Origin of the sequence: Kouleothrix sp., from assembly GCF_046328425.1 — a bacterium.
Taxonomy (GTDB): Bacteria; Chloroflexota; Chloroflexia; order Chloroflexales; family Roseiflexaceae; genus Kouleothrix.
Window position 1 is genome coordinate 74,920 of record NZ_JAXLWP010000029.1, and the last position, 18,796, is coordinate 93,715.

At 66.8% G+C, this 18,796-nt stretch carries 13 protein-coding genes and 1 pseudogene; 7 read left to right on the top strand and 7 right to left on the bottom strand.

Annotated features, from left to right (window positions below):
• Window positions 1-22: 22 nt before the first annotated feature.
• From U0177_RS23300 to U0177_RS23315, 4 genes are all read left to right on the top strand, one after another.
• Window positions 23-1,288, top strand: coding sequence for an FAD-binding protein (locus tag U0177_RS23300; RefSeq protein ID WP_409573070.1), 1,266 nt, complete (start codon window positions 23-25; stop codon window positions 1,286-1,288).
• Window positions 1,289-2,264: 976 nt separating this feature from the next.
• On the top strand, window positions 2,265-2,684 hold the full coding sequence (locus U0177_RS23305) for a hypothetical protein (RefSeq protein ID WP_409573071.1): 420 nt from the start codon (window positions 2,265-2,267) through the stop codon (window positions 2,682-2,684).
• 181 nt (window positions 2,685-2,865) lie between these two features.
• Window positions 2,866-3,984 carry a sensor histidine kinase gene (locus U0177_RS23310; RefSeq protein ID WP_409573072.1) on the top strand — a complete coding sequence of 373 codons (1,119 nt, stop codon included), beginning with the start codon at window positions 2,866-2,868 and terminating at the stop codon, window positions 3,982-3,984.
• Window positions 3,981-4,628, top strand: coding sequence for a response regulator (locus tag U0177_RS23315; protein ID WP_409573073.1), 648 nt, complete (start codon window positions 3,981-3,983; stop codon window positions 4,626-4,628). The genes U0177_RS23310 and U0177_RS23315 overlap by 4 nt, the downstream gene beginning before the upstream one ends.
• A gap of 403 nt (window positions 4,629-5,031) precedes the next feature.
• Here the strand turns inward: U0177_RS23315 and U0177_RS23320 are convergent, their stop codons facing one another.
• The 4 genes and pseudogenes from U0177_RS23320 to U0177_RS23335 form a co-directional block, all read right to left on the bottom strand.
• Window positions 5,032-6,219 carry a threonine synthase gene (locus U0177_RS23320; RefSeq protein WP_409573074.1) on the bottom strand — a complete coding sequence of 396 codons (1,188 nt, stop codon included), beginning with the start codon at window positions 6,217-6,219 and terminating at the stop codon, window positions 5,032-5,034.
• Window positions 6,220-6,238: 19 nt separating this feature from the next.
• Window positions 6,239-9,511 (bottom strand): S41 family peptidase, encoded by a 3,273-nt coding sequence (locus U0177_RS23325; RefSeq protein WP_409573075.1) that lies wholly within the window; start codon window positions 9,509-9,511, stop codon window positions 6,239-6,241.
• Window positions 9,512-9,576: 65 nt separating this feature from the next.
• Window positions 9,577-10,038, bottom strand: coding sequence for a calcium-binding protein (locus tag U0177_RS23330; RefSeq protein WP_409573076.1), 462 nt, complete (start codon window positions 10,036-10,038; stop codon window positions 9,577-9,579).
• An 87-nt stretch (window positions 10,039-10,125) separates the two neighbouring features.
• Window positions 10,126-11,058: pseudogene (locus U0177_RS23335) on the bottom strand (DUF1565 domain-containing protein); the annotation flags it as partial.
• A 139-nt stretch (window positions 11,059-11,197) separates the two neighbouring features.
• On the opposite strand from U0177_RS23335, the gene U0177_RS23340 reads away from it, so the two are divergent.
• Together U0177_RS23340 and U0177_RS23345 are read left to right on the top strand one after the other, a co-directional pair.
• The gene (locus U0177_RS23340; RefSeq protein ID WP_409573082.1) at window positions 11,198-11,632 is read left to right on the top strand and encodes a hypothetical protein; all 435 of its coding nucleotides are present in this window, start codon (window positions 11,198-11,200) and stop codon (window positions 11,630-11,632) included.
• 1,062 nt (window positions 11,633-12,694) lie between these two features.
• Entirely contained in the window at window positions 12,695-13,774 is a 1,080-nt protein-coding gene (locus U0177_RS23345; RefSeq protein WP_409573077.1) for a hypothetical protein, read from the top strand.
• A gap of 1,214 nt (window positions 13,775-14,988) precedes the next feature.
• On the opposite strand, the gene U0177_RS23350 is transcribed toward U0177_RS23345, so the two are convergent.
• From U0177_RS23350 to U0177_RS23360, 3 genes are all read right to left on the bottom strand, one after another.
• Window positions 14,989-15,786: an SDR family NAD(P)-dependent oxidoreductase gene (locus U0177_RS23350; protein ID WP_409573078.1), complete on the bottom strand. Its 798-nt coding sequence runs from the start codon at window positions 15,784-15,786 to the stop codon at window positions 14,989-14,991.
• A gap of 18 nt (window positions 15,787-15,804) precedes the next feature.
• Complete coding sequence (locus U0177_RS23355; RefSeq protein ID WP_409573079.1) at window positions 15,805-16,452, bottom strand: TetR family transcriptional regulator; 648 nt, start codon at window positions 16,450-16,452, stop codon at window positions 15,805-15,807.
• Between the two features lie 145 nt (window positions 16,453-16,597).
• Entirely contained in the window at window positions 16,598-17,395 is a 798-nt protein-coding gene (locus U0177_RS23360) for an alpha/beta fold hydrolase (RefSeq protein WP_409573080.1), read from the bottom strand.
• 233 nt (window positions 17,396-17,628) lie between these two features.
• Here U0177_RS23360 and U0177_RS23365 point away from each other — a divergent pair, with 233 nt between their 5' ends.
• Window positions 17,629-18,630 carry a hypothetical protein gene (locus U0177_RS23365; RefSeq protein ID WP_409573081.1) on the top strand — a complete coding sequence of 334 codons (1,002 nt, stop codon included), beginning with the start codon at window positions 17,629-17,631 and terminating at the stop codon, window positions 18,628-18,630.
• The last annotated feature ends 166 nt before the right edge of the window (window positions 18,631-18,796 follow it).

Consider the following 18,796-nt stretch of genomic DNA (forward strand, 5'->3'; position numbering starts at 1 on the left):
AGAAGCACAGCGATGGGCGCAAATGAGTGCACATGAGCGTAACTGGGCGGGCAACCTGGCGTACCGCGCCGCCCGCATCCACCGCCCGCGCAGCCTCGACGAGCTGCGGGCAACTGTGCGCGGCAGCAGCTCGCTGCGTGCGCTTGGCTCGCGCCACTCGTTCAATCGCATCGCGGACACGCCCGGCGACCTAGTGTCGCTCGAAGCGCTCAACCGCGTCGTGGCGCTCGACCGCGAGCGCGGCACGGTGACGGTGCAGGCGGGCATCAAGTACGGCGACCTGTGCGCGTTTCTGCACGCCGAGGGGTTCGCGCTGCACAACCTGGCCTCGCTGCCGCATATCTCGGTGGCCGGCGCGTGCGCCACAGCCACCCATGGCTCGGGCGAGCGCAACGGCAACCTGGCCACCGCCGTCACAGCGATCGAGCTTGTGGCCGCCGACGGCGAGCTTGTGTCGCTCGCGCGCGAGCGCGACGGCGAGGCGTTTCTGGGCGCGGTGGTAAGCCTGGGCGCGCTTGGCGTCGCCGCCAGTGTGACGCTGGCGATCGAGCCGGCGTTCGCCGTGCAGCAGGAGGTCTATGTCGGGCTGCCGGCCGCGCGGCTCGAGGACAGCTTCGACGCGATCGTGGCCAGCGCCTACAGCGTCAGCCTGTTCACCGACTGGCAGGGCGACACGGTGAGCGAGGTGTGGCTGAAGCGCCGTCTGCCCGGCGGCGCGGCGCTGCCGGTGGCAGGCGAGCTCTTCGGGGCGGCGCTCGCGCCTGGGCCGCTGCACCCAATCGCCGCGCTCTCGGCCGAGAATTGCACCGTGCAGGGCGGCGTGCCCGGCCCCTGGCACCAGCGCCTGCCGCACTTCCGCATGGAGTTCACGCCTAGCAGCGGCGACGAGCTGCAGACCGAGTATTTCGTGCCGCGCCCCCACGCCGTGGCAGCCATGCGCGCGGTTGCCGCGCTGCGCGAGCAGCTCGCGCCGCTGCTGATGATCTCCGAGGTGCGCACGATCGCCGCCGACGAGCTGTGGATGAGCCCGTGCTACCGGCAGGCGTGCGTCGGCCTGCACTTCACCTGGCGGCCCGACGAGCCGGGCGTGCTGGGGCTGCTGCCCGCGCTCGAGGCGCAGCTCGCGCCGTTCGAGCCGCGCCCGCACTGGGGCAAGCTGTTCACCATGCCCGCCGCACAGCTGCAGCCGCACTACCCGCGCCTCGCCGATTTCCGCGCCCTGGCGCAGCAGTACGACCCACGGGGCAAGTTCCGCAATGCGTTTATCGACAGCTATATCTTTGCGTGAGCGGGAGAGCGGAGAGCGAAGACATCGCCCTGCGCGTATGCCTCAGGGTTAACAAACACCCGTATTCGCGCCGGGGGAGTGCAGAGGGCCGGCGGGCGCCCTCTGCCGCGGGGGCCTGGGGCGCGTAGGCTCCGAAGGCTCACCCGATTGGGAGAAGGCGCGCACGATGCGCGCCCTACGGGAAAGGCCGTGCAAGCGGCAACGTCAGACGCACATGCCTCGTGGTGCGGAGTGACGTGTCGGTTTTCCACCAGGCATGCGCCACCGAGGTTCAACAGACAAAAGTCATTCATTACGGGGCCTGGGGCGCGAAGCCCCTGAAGGCTCCCCGATTGGGAGAAGGCGCGCACGATGCGCGCCCTACGGGAAAGGCCGTGCAAGCGGCAACGTCAGACGCACATGCCTCGTGGTGCGGAGTGACGTGTCGGTTTTCCACCAGGCATGCGCCACCGAGGTTCAACAGACAAAAGTCATTCATTACGGGGCCTGGGGCGCGAAGCCCCTGAAGGCTCACCCGATTGGGAGAAGGCGCGCACGATGCGCGCCCTACGGGAAAGGCCGTGCCAGCGGCAACGTCAGACGCACATGCCTCGTGGTATGGAGCGACGTGTCGGTTTTCCACCAGGCATGCGCCACCGAGGTTCAACAGACAAAAGTCATTCAATACGGGGTCTGGGGCAGCGCCCCAGCGCGGAGGTGCAGGAGGCCGGCGGGGGCCTCCTGCCGCGGGGTTCGGGGGCGCGCAGCCCCCGAAAGCCTTGGCAGGGGAAACGGGGGCGCGCAGCCCCCGAAAGCCTTGGCAGGGGAAACGGGGGCGCGAAGCCCCCAAAAGCCCTCGCGGAGAGCGCGGCGATCCACCGTCCCAAACAGAGCGGCGGCGTGTCCCAAAAACGTGTGACACTCGCCCCGTGACATTGGGATGCTGGGCGGGTATGCTGATGCTCATCAATGAGCCGCTTGATACAAGGAGAAACCGATGAGCCGCCTCACGCGCCCGACAGCCCTCAAGATCGCCGCTGTGATTACTGCGGTATCGAGCCTGATCGAAATCATTATCTATCAGCTCCCGTATTTGATCCGTGGCCAGGCGGCGGTGGATCTTGATGCGGCACAGAATGGCGGCCCGCCATTCTTCCTGATCCCCATTCAGTTTGCGCTTCACGCGATTGCACTTGTCGCCGCGTATGGCACCTGGCGCGCCCAGCGCTGGGCCGTGGTATTGCTGATCATTATCAATGTTCTGAACCTCATTCCATCGTTGCTTGGCTCGCTGTTCGCGCCGAGTAGCGCAACCCGTATCTATGCGGTGTTTACCACTATAATCATCATAGCGACAATTGTGCTGTGCCTCTGGCGCGAGCGCAAGGCGCCCGATCGGGCAGTGCAAGCGTCGTAACACGCTGCGGCGAACTATGCTATGCTGTGCGCACGCGCGACGAGTAGATCGGGCGCGTGCGCATAGTTGTAGCATGTTGGAGGGTCTCACGGCCATGGCGCGCAGCCGGTGGGATGGTGCCGCACTTCTCTACTGGGTACTCGTAGGATTGGTGCTATTCGCCTATATGGCACCGGTTTATGTGGCGATCACGCAGACCTTTCCATTTCACGACGCAGCCCCGCCGTGGTTTCTTCATCTGCTGGCCCTCTCCGTACTGCTCCTGACATTCAAGCCAGTCTGGCGCTGGGTGCAGCCACGCGTGCACCACGTTGTCTATGCCGCCGATGAGCCGACAAGCGATGCGCTAGGGCAGATGAGCGATACGCTCGCGCAAACGACGCCCGGTTCGTCGATGCTGGCCACGATTGCCGAGACCATCGCGCAGATCATGAATGTGCCGTGTGTTCAGGTCGAAGTACTTGACGGTGCAACGGTAGCTGTTGGCAAGCCGCGCGCAGCTGCTGCTTATACCCGCACCGAAATCCGCTATGGCGACGTGCTGGTGGGGTGGCTGGAAGTTGGCTCGCGGCTGCCGGGCGAGCCGCTGACCGCCGGCGAGTACCAGCTGCTCCAGCGCCTCGCGCGCCAGGTCGGCATCACCCTCCACGCCGCGCAGCTCAACGAGGCGCTGCAAGCCTCGCGCGAGCAGCTTGTGACGGCGCGCGAAGAGGAGCGCCGCCGTATCCGCCGCGACCTGCACGACGGCCTGGGGCCGGCGCTGGCCGGGCTGCGCATGCAGCTCAGCGCGCTGCGCCACAGCCTGCGCGACGACCCGGCCGCCGCCGAGGCGCTAATCGACAGCCTGCGCGACGACGTGCGCGCCGCCACCGCCGACATCCGCCGCCTGGTGTACGACCTGCGCCCGCCGCTGCTCGATGAGCACGGCCTGCTGGGCGCGATCCGCCACCTGGCAGGCACGCTCGACGGCGCAACGCTGACGCTCGACGCGCCGGCCGCGCTGCCGCCGCTGCCCGCCGCGGTTGAGGTGGCGGTGTACCGCATCGCCGCCGAGGCGGTGCAGAACGTGGCGAAGCACGCTGGTGCGAGCGCCTGCGCGATTCAGCTCAGGCTCGGCGAGACGGCGCTAACGCTACAGGTGCGCGATAATGGCGCGGGCCTGCCCGCCGAATATGCCGCTGGCGTCGGGCTCGTTTCGATGCGCGAGCGCGCCGCCGAGCTGGGCGGGCAGCTCACGATTGATTCGGCGCCCGGCGGCACCTGCGTGATTGCCACCATTCCTTGCAAGGTGCGCGCATGAATAGCGAGCCACTCACCATTCTAATAGCCGACGACCACCCGCTGTTCCGCAAGGGCCTGCGCGCGCTGCTGGCGACCATGCCGCAGGTGAACGTGGTGGGCGAGGCATCGAACGGCGCCGACGCGGTGCGGCTGGCGGCCGAGCTACAGCCGAGCGTGGTGCTGATGGATCTACAGATGCAGGGCGGCGACGGGCTTTCTGCCGTGCGCGCGATCGTCGCCGCGCAGCCCGAGGTGCGCGTGCTGGTCGTCACGATGTTTCAGGACGACGACTCGATCTTTGCGGCGATGCGCGCGGGGGCGCGCGGCTACGTGCTGAAGGATATGGACGACGACGACATCACCCGCGCGATCCTGGCGGTCGGGCGCGGCGACGCGATCTTCAGCCCGGCAATTGCCGCGCGCATGATCACGTTCTTCGGCGCAAGGTCGCCCCAGCCCATCCCCATGTTCCCCGAGCTGACCGAGAGCGAGCGCAATGTGCTGCGGCTCATGGCCAAGGGCCTGAGCAACGACGCGATCGCGCAGCAGCTCGCGCTGAGCCCCAAAACGGTGCGCAACTACATCAGCAACATCTTCGGCAAGCTGCAGGTGGCCGATCGTGCCCAGGCGATCGTGCGGGCGCGCGACGCCGGGTTGGGCTAGGCACATGCTTTTTACATAGCCACAAAGACACGAAGACGCAAAGAATGTCTGGCCGACGCCGTATGATACCAACTCCGTTTGATTACTTGTGTTTTCTTGTGCGGGGGGCCGGCGGTGGGCGGGGCCCCCCGCCCAAGAAAAGAAGTGGGGCCACCCCCCCCCCAAACCCCCACCAAAGTGTACGTGATCAAGCGAATTTGGTATGAGTACAGCATCCCGGCGAGCTCGAACAGGCCCTGGCGGCGCCCGCGCTCGTCGAGCGTGGCGAGCGTAGGCCAGCAGCGCACGGCGATGTCGTAGAGCCAGCGCGCCGCGCGGGTTGCGAGCACGGGCGTCGACATAGCGCTCCGGCGCCGAACCGATTGCCGCTGCGGGCGGTTGTAGGGCGCGGGGCGGGCGTTTGTCAATCGCTGTGCGCCGTGGCCCACAGGTGTGCGTACTTCAGGCCGGTGCCGGTGTTGAACAGCACCACCGTCTCGTCGGGCCTGATCCAGCCGCTGGCCAGCAGCGCGGCCTGGGCCGCGACGCACGCGCCGCCCTCGGGCGCGGCGAAGATGCCGGTGGTGGCGCCGAGCAGGTTGGCTTGCGCGATCATTGCGTCGTCGGCCACGGCCAGCGCCGTGCCGCCGCTGGCGCGGATCGCGCGGATGATCAGGAAGTCGCCGACCGCCACCGGCACGCGCAGCCCGTCGGCGACGGTGTGGGCGCCCTGCCACAGCTCGGCGTGCTCGGCGCCCTGCGCGAACGCCCGCACGATCGGCGCGCAGCCCTCGGCCTGAACGCTGACCATGCGCGGGCGCGCCGCGCCGATCAGCCCCATGGCCTCCAGCTCGTCGAAGGCTTTCCACATGCCCACCAGCCCGGTGCCGCCGCCGGTCGGGTAGATGATCACGTCGGGCAGCCGCCAGCCGAGCTGCTCGGCCAGCTCGTAGCCCATGGTCTTTTTGCCCTCCAGGCGATACGGCTCTTTCAGCGTGCTCAGGTCGAACCAGCCGTGCTCGGCGGCGCCGGCGCGCACGCGCGCCCCGCAGTCGTTGATCAGGCCGTCCACCAGCGTCACGCGCGCGCCGAGCGCCTGGCACTCGGCGCGGAACGGCTGCGGCACGTCGGCGGGCATGAATACGTGCGCCGGCAGGCCGGCAAGCGCGGCGTAGGCGCTCATAGCCCCGGCGGCATTGCCGGCGCTGGGGATGGCCAGCTCGCGCGCGCCCAGCTCGGCGGCGCGGCTGACGGCGGCGCACAGCCCGCGCGCCTTGAAGCTGCCGGTGGGGTTGAGCGACTCGTCCTTGACAAATGTGTTCGCGCAGCCCAGCCGCTCGCCCAGCCGCGCGGCGTGGATCAGCGGCGTCCAGCCTTCGCCCAGGCTCAGGCGCCAGCGCGCGTCGCGCACCGGCAGCACCTCGGCGTAGCGCCACATGTTTGCCGGGCGCTCGCGCAGCGCCGCAGGCGTGAGCGTGGCCGCGGCGGCGGCCAAGTCGTAGCGCGCCAGCAGCGGCCGTGCGCAGCTGGGGCATAGGTTCCACAGCTGGTCGGCCGGGTAGCGCGTGGCGCAGAAGCCGCACTCCAGGTGCGTGAGGGTCGAGCTGGGCATCACGTTTCCTTTTCGCTTGTCATGCGGCGCCATCGATCTGCGCCAGCAGCTCGGCCACCGCCGCGTCGAGCTGCCGGTCGCTGCCGCGCGCCCACGCGCCGATCGGCTGGGCCACGTCGATATCGACGGCGCGGCCGGTGCCTTCGAGGTCTTCGCCCTCGGGCGTGGCAATTTTGATGCGCGGCAGGCGGAAGCGCGTGCCGTCGAGCAGCGTGTGGCCGAGCGTGCCGATCACCGCGCCTGCGCTGGGCCGGCCCACCACTTTGCCAAGCCCAAGCCGGCGGTAGCCCTCGGCGAACATCTCGGTGTTCGAGCCGGACTCCTCGTTGATCAGCAGGATCGTCGGCTTGTTCAGCACCCGGTTGCCGTGGAAGTAGCCGGCGTCGATCGGCGGCCGGTCGCGGAAGGTGCTGAGCAGCACACTGCGCCGCGCCAGGATGTCGAGAATAAACGTGCCAGTCGAGCCGCCGCCGTTGAAGCGCGTGTCGACGACCACGCCCTCTTTGCTGTACAGCTCGCTGTCGAGGTCGGCCAGAAAGCGCTGGTACGACGGGAAGTCCATGGCGCGGATATGGACGTAGCCGAGCCGCCCGCCGCTGACGCGGTGGACGTACTCTTCGTTGGCGTAGACCCAGGCGCGGTAGCGCAGGTAGGTGTAGGCGCCGCCGCCGATCGGGCGTACCACCAGCTCGCGCGGCGCGCCGCCGTCGCGCGGGCCAAAGCGCAGCACCACGCGCCGGCTGGCTGTGCGCTGGAGCAGCGTATCAATGTTCGTGCCGGGGCCGATCGCCACGCCATTCACTGCCAGCAGCTCGTCGCCGGGGCCGACGCCGCCCTCGGTGTTGGCGAGCGCCACCGGCCCGTCGGCGATGATCTCGGCGACGCGCAGGCTTCCGCTCGCGGCCTGCGCGGCCGGGTCGAACAGCAGCCCGAGGTAGCCCTGCGGCACCGGCTGGCTGTCGCTGCCTGCGGCGCCCAGGTGCGATGCGCGCAGCTCGCCGACCATGAGGTTCAAGATCGCCCGCAGGTCGTCGCCGGTGTGCGCGCCGGCCGCCAGCGGCCCGAACTGGCTGTAGGCCGCGCTCCAATTCAGGCCGCGGAAGGTTGGGTCGTAGAAGTAGTCGCGCAGCAGCCGCCAGCATTCGTCGAAGATCTGGCGCTTTTCCTGGTTGAAGTCGATTGTCACGTCGGAGTACAGCGCCATGGTGGTGGCGTCGCCGCTCGGGAACTTGCGAATGACTGCCTGGTGGTTGTCGAGGTAGTAGAAGCTCTTGCCATCGGGCGCGAACTGCGCGGCCCATTTGCTGGTGCCGGTGAACGTGAGCTGGCGCGGCGGCTGGTCCTGGCGCGGCTCGTCGAGCGGCTGCGACCACAGGTTCGGCTTGCCGGCCACCATCGCGCGAAAGATCAGGTCGCGGCTGTCGGGGCTGATGCACAGCGCGATTGTCTGCATATTGGTTGACGTGAGCATGCGCAGCCGGCGCTCGATGCCCTCGAACACAATCGCGACGCGCGTGGTGGCTGGTTTCGCGGGCGGCGGTGGCGGTGTTTCAAGTGGCGGTGGCGGCGTTTCGGGCGCTGGCTCGGGCGCGGGCGGCGTTTCGGGCGCTGGCTCGGGCGCGGGCGGCGTTTCGGGTGCTGGCTCGGGTGGTGTTTCGGGCGCCGGTGGTGTTTCGGGCGCCGGCTCGGGCGGCGCCGGCCTGGGCTCGGCCTTGGGCTCTTTCAGCTCGAACAATCGCTCGAACTCAGCCTCGCGAAAGAACGGCGTGGGCGGCGCGAGGTCGACGCGCACCATCTGCTCTTCGCTGGTGAAGATGATAAAGCGGCCATCGGGCGACCACAGCGGCGTGTGCGCGTTGCGATTGCTCAGAAACGTGATCTGGCGCGCGTCGCCGGAGTCGATGCGCTGCACATATACATTGCTGAACCAGCGCTTGTCCTGGGCGATAAACGCGATCCAGGCGCTGTCGGGCGACCAGGCGAACTGCGCGCTGTACATAAAGCTGGCGCGCGCCAGCAGCCGGTCTTCGCCGCTGGCGATATTGATCAGCCGGATCTCGTCCTCGCCGCAGCCGTACGCCAGCCACTCGCCGTTGGGCGAATAGCGCGGGTTATGCTTCGGGCGCGCGCTGTCGGTGAGGCGCTGCTCCTCGCGCGAGCCGAAGTCGTAGCGGTAGATCGCCTCGTCGCCCTCGCGATCGGAGGTGTACACCAGCCTGCGGCTATCGGGCGCCCAGCCCACTCCGCTTTCGCGAAACGAGTTATTGGTGATGCGGAAGGCCGGGCCGCTGCGCTGGTCTTTGTCGGTCTCCTTGTCGGCGAAGTCGGCAAACACCTCGCCGCGCACCACAAACGCGATCTTCCTGCCGTCGGGCGCGAGCGCCAGCTCGTTGAGGTTATCGCGCCAGGTTTGTACGCGCGCCGGGTTAGTGGGCGAGTCGTAGCTCATGCGGATGGGGATAGGCCCGGCCTGGCCGCTGGCGGTGTCGAGCCGCCAGATCGCGAAATCGCGCTCAAACACAATCGTCGCGCCGTCGCGGCTGATCGATGGCCAGAGCAGCCGGCCCTCGGCGAAGCTGGTGATCTGGCGCGCCGGGCCGTCGAGCGGCTGGAACCAGATATTCTCGATGCCGTCGCGGTCGGACACAAAGAACAGCCCGCCGCCGTCGGCCATCCACATGGGCCAGCGGTTCAACCCGGCGTAGTCGTTCAGCTTGCGGTAATCGGTCGCGTCGGGCGTGTTGCTCACCAGCCACAGCTCGGTGCCGCCGAACGGGTTTGGCCCGCGGCGCCACCACGGGTCGTGCAGCACATTAAAGGCGATCTGCGCGCCGTCGGGCGCGACGGCGACGTGGGCGATGTCTTCGAGCGGCTGGCTGATCCAGGGGATGGGCGTGCCGCCCTCGGCCGGGATGCGGTAGATCGCGGTGCCGTGGTGCTCGCGGTACGAGCTGAAGAACAGGAACCGGCCGTCGGGCGACCAGTCTTCGGGCGTGCTGTCGGCTTCATGGGTAGTGAGGCGGCGCACCTGCGCGCCGGCGGCGCCGGCAACCGGCAGGATGTACAGGTCGTGCGCGCCGGCGCGGCTCGACGTGCAGGCGATCGCGCTGCCGTCGGGCGACCAGCGCGGCGCGCGGTGGCCGGCCGGGTTGGCCGTCAGGCGCGTGGCGCTGCCAGTGGCGATATCGGCCAGCCAGATCGCGCCGGCGTAGGCAAACGCGATCTGCTGGCCGTCGGGGGCGATGCTGGGCGTACGGAAATATGGCCGGGAAATCGGCGGTGTTTCGCTCATGCAAACCTCGTGCAGCTGCGGCGGGTGCCGCGGGGGAACACGAGGATTATAGCAAATTTCGTGGCCTACTGAACCACATTTTCGACATTGCGGATCGTCTCGCAGTCGCTGCTGAAGGCGGTGTCGCCATTCTGCTCGCCGTTGCAGGTATCCACGCCGTCGTTGCCTTCGAGCTGGTCGCTGCCGCCGCCGCCGCTCAGCGTATCGTTGCCGGCCTCGCCCAGCAGCGTATCGTTGCCCGCGCCGCCGATCAGCGTATCGTTGCCCGCGCCGCCGCAGATCAGGTCGTTGCCGCCGAGGCCGTCGATCTTGTCGTCGCCGCCGAGGCCGGCGATCACGTCGGGGCCATTGGTGCCGGTGATCACATCGGCGCCTTCGGTGCCGACGATCGTGGCCGGCGTGTCGTCGCACAGCACGCGCGTGTCGTTAGGCGCGGCGCCGGCGCGCGGCGAGCTGTAGAGCTGCCCGCCGATCCAGCTGGCTGCGGTCAGAACGAGCACGACCGCCAGGATTCGTAGTGTTCGCATGGTGCTATTCCTGCCAGGGGCGCGGTAGCCGCGCCCCTGGCGTAAGGGCGGCATGGCGCCGCCCGCATATGGTAGGTAGAGCGCGCGTCAGGGCGCCAGGCGGCCATACGGCAGCGCGGCGTTATTCTGCGGCGCGAAATCGCCGCTGGATGGATTGTTGAGCTGCGGATCGAACTGCTGGTTGCCGCCGCTGTCGATCAGCCCGGCCGCGCCCGGCTCGACGACGCCGGCCGACTCCCAGCCGATATTCTCGTAGGCGGTATTGTTGTTCGGCCCGGTCAGGCTGCTGCTGGTGATGTTGTACTCGCCGATATCCGGCTTCTCGAGAATGTTGCGATACGCCTGGTTGTTGTTCGCGGCGTACGAGAACTGGATGTTCGATGGGCCGAGGTTGTTGAACATCGTATTGTAGCGGATGGTGATCTGTCGCGGGTAATCGACATTGCTCGATGTCGAGCCGACCTTGATCGCGCGGCCGTTGGGGCTGTTGTACAGCAGGTTGCGCTCGATCACGCCGCTGATCGCGTTGTTGGCGTAGATCAGGTGATCCTGGTTTGTCGCGTTCGAGGGGTAGGTGTCGTGCATGGTGTTATAGCCGACGTAGAAGTTCGTGGCGCCGCCACTGATCAGCAGCTCGGCGTACGAGTGCGCGCCCCAGAACTCGCAGTTGCGGATGATCCAGCCATTGCCGCCGCTCATCTTCACCATATGGTTGCTCGACGAGGTGCCATCGAGCCAGGTGACGTTGATCCCGTCGATCACCCAGTAGTCGGCGCCCGAGAGCCAGAATAGCCCGCGGATCACCGGGCGCTCGCCGGGGTAGCCGGTGACGGTGATCGGCTGCGCGGTTGTGCCTTTGGCCGGCTTGACATTGACGTTTTCGACATATTCGCCGCCGCGTAGCACCAGTGTGTCGCCGGCCGCCAGCAGGGTCAGCGCTTTCGATACGCTGCGGAACGGCTGCTCGAGGCTGCCGGGGTTGGTGTCGCTGCCGCTGGTTGCCACGTAGTACGTCCGCCCGCCGCTGGTTGGCGTCTGGCTTGGCGTGGATGTCTCTGTGGCGGTAGGCGTCTCTGTGGCGGTAGGCGTCTCTGTGGCGGTAGGCGTCTCTGTGGCGGTAGGCGTATCCGTGGCGGTTGGTGTGTCTGTGGCGGTTGGTGTGTCCGTGGCGGTTGGCGTGTCTGTGGCGGTTGGCGTGTCTGTGGCGGTTGGCGTGTCCGTGGCGGTTGGCGTGTCCGTGGCGGTTGGCGTGTCCGTGGCGGTTGGTGTACTGCTTGGCGTACTGGTGGCCGTAGCGGTAGGCGTATTGCTGGGCGTACTGGTGGCGGTGCGCGTGGCCGTGGCCGCCTGCACGGCCGTACGCGTCGGCGTGGATGTGCGTGTTGGCGTGGATGTGCGTGTTGGCGTGCGCGTAGGCGTGGCGGTGCGCGTAGGCGTGGCGGTGCGCGTAGGCGTGGCGGTGCGCGTGACGGTAGCAGTGCGCGTGGCCGTGCGGGTAGCGGTGCGCGTGGCCGTGCTGGCCGCTGCGACGACATTGGGCAGGCCGCCGCTCAAGCTGGGCAGCCGGCCGGCCGCCGCCGCGCTCGAAACCTGAAATGTCAGCAGGCTCCAGAGCAGGCAGAGCGCGGCTGTGTTCAGCGCTCTGAAACGCCGCTGCCTTGTGCGTGTTTTGGTTTTTCTGTGCCGAGTCACCACTGTGTCCTTCAGTAACAGAACTTACGCAAGCCCTCCAAACCTCGCGAGCGCGAGGCGACCACATAAATTCTGCCAATACCACGAGCTACACCTCGCGCGCAGCGCCCCTGGACAGCCTGTGTGAAAAGGGGATGCGCGAAGGGCTATGCCTCTCGCACTTCCCTCTTCAGACAGCTTCTCATAGCACGAAATAGCTCGTGTGATAACCGCTAAAAATGTTGGGTAGCGTGCCCAAACACGCACTGATAGCGCCGCCCGGCTTGCCGATGCCGTGCGGCGGGCGACAAAACGTGCGAGCGCGATCGGTGCGCTGAACTTTGATGGAAGCCGGGCGCGCGCAAGCAAAAGGCTCGACGCTGCTACCTGTGGTAGCCGGTGCCGGCAAGGTTCGTAGCGAGAATGTGTGCGGGCGTTAGGTATATTGCGGAGAGTATACGTTCCTCCGCTAAATATTATATGAACAGGGTGATCCTGTATATTAAGATTTCATTAAAATGAGGATTTATGCACTTGCGTATTCGGCTTCCACAAGCGTAATACCAAATCCGGCTGATCGCTTGGATTATGGTGGGGGTTCGGGGGCGGCGAAGCCGCCCCCGATTCTTTTTCTTGTGCGGCGCCCGGCTTTGCCGGGCGCCGCACCTGAAAACACAAGTAATCAAACGGAGTTGGTATAAGCCCTACAAATGAACAAATGCGCCTGGCTCGTAGGCCGGCGGGGCCAGGGATGGGCGTGGTACAATGCCACGTGCCGGCGGCATTGCCGCAACCTGCGGCAGCCCCGCAACAATCTGCGCCGCTCGCTCGTCTTGCTATCAACACACCTCGTTCCGAAACGCCGGATGCCGAGAGGCAACCCGGCTCCGCCGCAACATAGTTGGCGCGACCCCAGCCGCCGCGCCGGTGATCCTCGTGAGCAGGGTGTATGCCTCGGCCGAGGCGTATGCCAGGATGATGCACAATGGCTACTCCCAGTTCCGAACGGCCAAACTACAGCTGGCGCGTGCCGCTTGGCGCGAGCCTGCCCGCCGAGCCAGCCAGCCAGCGCCTGATCGCCGGCGTGTTCATTGCCTGGCTGGTCGCGTTTGCGCTGAAGCACGGCGGATCCTCGTGGGATGTCGCCTGGCACTTTCGCTACCCGTTTGGCACCTTCGAGCCGCCGCACCTGGTGAACATCGCCGGCTCGGCGCTGGCCGCGGCGCTCGTGGTATTCCATACCATGACCGGCAAGGCGATCAATCGCGCCGGGCTGTATGTGATCCAGGTCGGCTTCGTGCTGTTTATTATCTCCGCCGGGCTCGATATCCTCAACCACTACCTATTCGGGCTTGACGTAACGGTGTGGAGCCCGACGCACCTGCTGACGTTCGCGTGCACCACGCTGGTGCTGGTCGGGGTGATCTTCAGCATGCTGCGGGTCATGCGGCCGGGGCGGCTGCGGCTGGCGCTCGGGCTCGGCTTCTGGGCGCTGCTGCTCGACGACGCGCTCTTCCAGCTGAGCCAGCAGGAGTTTGGCGTGATCGCGATCGACGCCTTTCAGCGCGGCCAGAGCAGCGCCAGCCGCGAGCTGCTGGCATTGGCCGGCAGCAACCCGATCGGCTTTGCCGAGGGCGGCATTCCGCACTGGGTCTACCCGCTCTGGCTGATCACCACAAGCACGTTGGTGCTGGCGCTCGCGCCGCGCGTGCTGGGCTGGCGCTGGGCCGCCACCACCACTGCGGCGCTCTACCTGGCGGTGCGTGTCGTGGCCGAGCTGGCGCTGGCCTGGGCCGACTTCCCGCGCTCGTTTATCCCGGCGATGCTGATCGGCGCGGCGTTTCTGATCGACATTGCCGAGCAGCGGCGCTGGCCGCCGGTGGCGATCAGCCTGGCGCTGGTGGCGCTGTACTACCCCAGCGCGCTGCTGATCGGCCGCTACACGCTGATGCCGCGCTTCGCGCCCGAAACCGCGCCGGTGGCGTTTGTGCTGCTGTGGGGCGGGTACGCCGCCGCGCGGTGGTGGTCGCAGCGGCGCGAGCGCGTGGCGATGCAGGCGGTCTAGCGCGGGGCTTTTGGGGCCTTCGCTTGCCCCGCGCGGTCGGATCAAAGGCCTTCGGGGGCTACGCGCCCCCGTGCCCCGCGGCAGGAGGCCGCCGCCGGCCTCCTGCACCTCGCCGCTGGGGCTGCGCCCCAGGCCCCGTAAAGAATGACTTTTGTCTGTTGAGCCTCGGTGGCGGATGCCTCGTGGCAAACCGACACGGTATTGTGCGCCGCAAGGCAAGCGTACGGCGTTGCCGCTGGCACGGCCTTCCCTTAGGGCGCGCATCGTGCGCGCCTCGTGCTCGCCTCTGCGAGGGCTTTCGGGGCTTCGCGCCCCCATGCCCCGTAAAGAATGACTTTTGCCTGTTGAGCCTCGGTGGCGGATGCCTCGTGGCAAACCGACACGGTATTGTGCGCCGCAAGGCATACGCGTACGGCGTTGCCGCTGGCACGGCCTTTCCCGTAGGGCGCGCATCGTGCGCGCCTCGTGCTCGCCTCTGCGAGGGCTTTCGGGGGCTTCGCGCCCCATGCCCCGTAAAGAATGACTTTTGCCTGTTGAGCCTCGGTGGTGCATGCCTCGTGGCAAACCGACACGGTATTGTGCGCCGCAAGGCATACGCGTACGGCGTTGCCGCTGGCACGGCCTTTCCCGTAGGGCGCGCATCGTGCGCGCCTCGTGCTCGCCTCTGCGAGGGCTTTCGGGGGCTTCGCGCCCCATGCCCCGTAAAGAATGACTTTTGCCTGTTGAGCCTCGGTGGCGGATGCCTCGTGGCAAACCGACACGGTATTGTGCGCCGCAAGGCATACGCGTACGGCGTTGCCGCTAGCACGGCCTTCCCCGTAGGGCGCGCATCGTGCGCGCCTCGTGCTCGCCTCTGCGAGGGCTTTCGGGGGGCTACGCGCCTCCGTCCCCCGCGGCAGGAGGCCGCCGCCGGCCTCCTGCACCTCGCCGCTGGGGCTGCGCCCCAAGCCTCCAAATGTACCCTGTTTTGTATGCGGCCGTGGTGGTGGATGCTTCGTGGCGCTAGCTTGGTGGGGCGTTTGTTAGAACACCTGTTGGCGCACGCAGAAGGCGTGCCCCACGCGTGTGCTCTTCAATGGTTACGGCTCGTGTTCGTATTTGGAAGAGCCGGCTACATGTTTGGAAGAGCAGCTCGATTCGTTTTGAACGGAAGCCTTTCTGTTCCCCTGCTCTCCACTCCAACGCTCCCCGCTCCCCCGCTCCAACGCTCCCCGCTAGTGGCCGACGCGCTCCTGGGCTTGGCGAACGAGCCGGGCGGCCAGGTTGCGTGGCACAAAGCGCGGCGCGAGCGCAAGCAGCCGGTTCTGCAGCCCCGGCACCACCACGCGCCGGCCAGCCGTCAGCGCGGCGAACCCCGCCTGCGCCACTGTGTCTACGTCCATGATCTCGCCCTGCACCAGCCGCGACTCTTGCATCCTGGCGCGATCCTGGAAGCCCGTACGCGTCGGGCCGGGGCAGAGCGCCGTTACGCCCACGCCGCTGTCGCGCAGCTCTTCCGCCAGCGCCTCGGAGAACGACAGCACGTACGCCTTGGTGGCGTAGTACACGGCCATCAGCGGCCCCGGCTGAAATGCCGCCGTCGAGGCGACATTCAAGATCTTGCCGCTGCGCCGCGCGATCATGCCCGGCAGCAGCAGTTTGGTCAGGTGCGTCAGCGTGACCATGTTGACCTGCATCATGTCCAGCTCGGCCTGCAGGTCGAGCTCGGCGAAAGCGCCGTAGGTGGCGAAGCCGGCATTGTTCACCAGCACATCGATCTGCAGCCCGCGCGCCGCGATCTCGGCCGCCAGCTCGGCGGGCGCGCTGGCCTGGGCGAGGTCTTTCGGCAGCACGGTGACTGCGATGCCGTGAGCCTGCCGCAGCTCGCCGGCCAGGGTTTGCAGCGCCGCCTCGCCGCGCGCCACCACCACCAGGCTGTAGCCGTTGCGCGCGAAGATCCGCGCCAGTGCCGCGCCAATACCGCTCGACGCGCCGGTGATCAGCGCGGTTGGTCGTGCCGGTTGCTTGCTCATTGTGTTTCTCTCTCCTTGCTACTCTGGCCGCGCCAGCCCGCGCAGCAGCGCCACGAGCGCCGCCGCGAATGCCGGGCCAAACGCGATGTCGAACAGTTCCATGCCGGGCTGGCGCAGCGCCGCGCGCACCACCGGCGCGGGGTTGGCCAGGTTCTCAATGCCGATGATCAGCGCATAGATGTGCAGCAGCGCCGCCGGGCCGTTGCCCGCGCCGAGCGCCGGCAGCGCGGCCTCGAGCAGCGCGCCGGTGCGCGCCAGCCGCTCGCGCAGCATCTGCTTGAACTCAAGCGCGCTGGCGAGCTCGATGTTGTGCTCGAGGATGGTGTGCAGGATCGCCAGCAGCCGTACGAGTGGCGCGCGCCGCGCCAGCGTATCGCAGATTGGCTCGGCCACCGCCGCGACTGTGGCGGCGCCTGCGGCCAACCGCGCGTCGAGCTCGTCCATCCACGCCTGAAACTGCTGCGCCAGCACCGCCAGAAACAGCTCTTCTTTGGTGTTGAAGTATAGGTACAGCGTGCCCTTGGCTAGCCCGGCGTGCTCGGCCACGCCAGCCATGGTGATCGCCGGGTAGTCGCTGCTTGTGAATAGCTGCCAGGCCGCGTCGATCAGCGCCTGCCGCCGTAGCTGCTTCTGGTCGTCGCGCATGGCGCGTCGTCGTGGTTCCATCGCCGCTCCTTGCGGTACTATTCTCCGTATCGTGTGTGGTTTTTCTGCGCGGAACGCGGAAAAACCGCACACAGAACCCGTATTTGATCACGCCCTTGAGCGGCGCCACAGCCCGCAGCGCGCAGGCGTCCGCTCCGACGGCTGGTTAGGCATTACAGCACCTGCTGAGAAACGGCGAAATTTCACTCAAGAAAAGATCCGGCACCTCGGCAAACGGAGCGTGGCCGCAAGGAAGACTGACGAAACGAGATCCGGATATGGCCTGCGCGGCATTCCGGCCGTCGCGCCGCGCGGAAATCACAGGATCTCGTTCGCCAAAGACGAGTAACGTCGGCACTGTAATCGAGCGCGCTTCGTCGCGGAGGTCGTTTTCATGTCGCGCAAAGCTTCTCCACAACGCGCGACTCAAAGAGATCCGCGCTGGTGATGATTGTTCGTTTTTTGCACGACCGAGCATAGCCCGGACGGTTGGTGTGTTGCACTTGAGGTATAGAGCAGCAAACCAGTGGGGCGGCAGCGAGAAGGCGCTCGCTTGTAAGGATGAGAACGCGCGCGTGACGGCATTTGGCGAGGTGAATCCCCCAGGGGAGACAAGAACCAAGCCGCGCACAGATTCTGGGCGCCGAGACGCAAGGCGTGCTGCCGCGTTGCCGCCTAGCGAGTTTCCGATAAATAGGGCGGGCGGAAGGGCTAGGGCGTCGACGATCTCGCACAAGGCTCGATAGAAGTACAACACGTCGACCGCGCCTGTCTTTGCGGGGACCTCTGACGATCCATACCCCGGCCAGTCAACCGCGATCACTCGATAATGCGACGAAAGAGCTGGAATGATCGCTTCGAAGTCCAGGCTATCGCCGGGATTGGCATGAAGCAAGACAACCGGAGGGCCGTCGCCTTCGTCGATGTAATGAACTAGGCCAGTTGATAACCTGATCGATGGCATGAGAGTCTTTCCTGTAATGCCTAGCACGATTAGGAGTTACGCACTTGCGTGATTGGGCTTCCTTGCGGTACGCGATTGAGCCTGCCGCAGCATGATACTTGTACATCCTTTGAAATCTAATGACCACGGGTCAATTATAAATGACCATCGGTCATTTGTCAAGCGATTTGCGCATTACGCGCAGAGCAGGTATGCTACCGCGCGGTAAAAAAACTGGCTTCACCCGAGGATGTATGCCGAAGCATCATTTCCATATTGTGTTTGCGCGGCGCGGCGATGGCGCGCCGGGACCACGCTTTATTCGCATGCTTGAGCACGCCGCCCACGAGCGCGGCATGATCTTTGTGCACTGCCAGAATCACGAGCAGGCCGAAACGCTGCGCTGGGCGCTATACGCCGGCAGCCTGCGCGTCGATTGCCTGGTCGACTATATGGGCGGCTCATTTCGCTACGACTACGAGCTGGGCTGCGCGGTGAAAGACGCTGGCGGGATGGTGCTCGACGACCCCGACCGCGTGCGGATCTACGGCGACAAGGCGGCGATCCACCAGGAGCTGGCGCGCCTGGGCATGGCGATGCCGCGCACGCTGATCTGGCGGCCCGGCGTGCCCAGCCGCGACCTGACCGCCGCCGAGCGCGCCTACCTTGGCCCGCGGATCGTCTGCAAGCCGGCGCGCGGCTCGGGCTCGGGCGGTGTGGTTCTGGGGATGCAGCCAACCGCTGCGGCGCTGGCGGCTGCGCGCGCCTACGACGAAGAGGACAGCTACTTGCTGCAGGAGTTCGTGCGGCCGCTGACGATCGATGGCCGCCCGGCCTGGTTTCGGGTGTACAACTGCTTTGGCACGGTGCTGCCGTGCTTCTGGAACCCCGATACGCACGCAACCGAGCTGCTGGCGCCCGAGCTGATCGCGCGCCACCGGCTGCACGCGCTCGAGCGGATCTCGCAGAAGATCGCGCTGGTATCGGGCTACACCTGGTTCTCGACTGAGATTGCCCTGACGCTGCGCGGCGGCCGGCCGGTGTTTCTACCGATCGACTACCTCAACAACAAGTGTTTCATGTTGACGCAGGACGAGTTTGGGCCGAGCGGCATGCCGCTGGCGGTGGCCGAGACGGTGACGCGCGAGATCGCCGAGCAGGCACAGCGCCACGCGCGCCGTTTCGGCCAGGCGCACCGGCGCACGGCCTACGCTTACGCGGCGTATTCTAGCTACGAGCAGCGCTCGGGCCAATAGCCTTCAAATACGGCGAGCATTGACGTTTGCCACACAGACACAAGGTCTCGAATGCGCGCTGCAGCCGCATATTCTTTGCGTCTTTGTGGCTATTTGAAATGTATTCGCGCCAGTGCAGCTGCGGCGCACGGGCAGCGCCGCGCCTACTGGCCGCGCTCGAGATCGA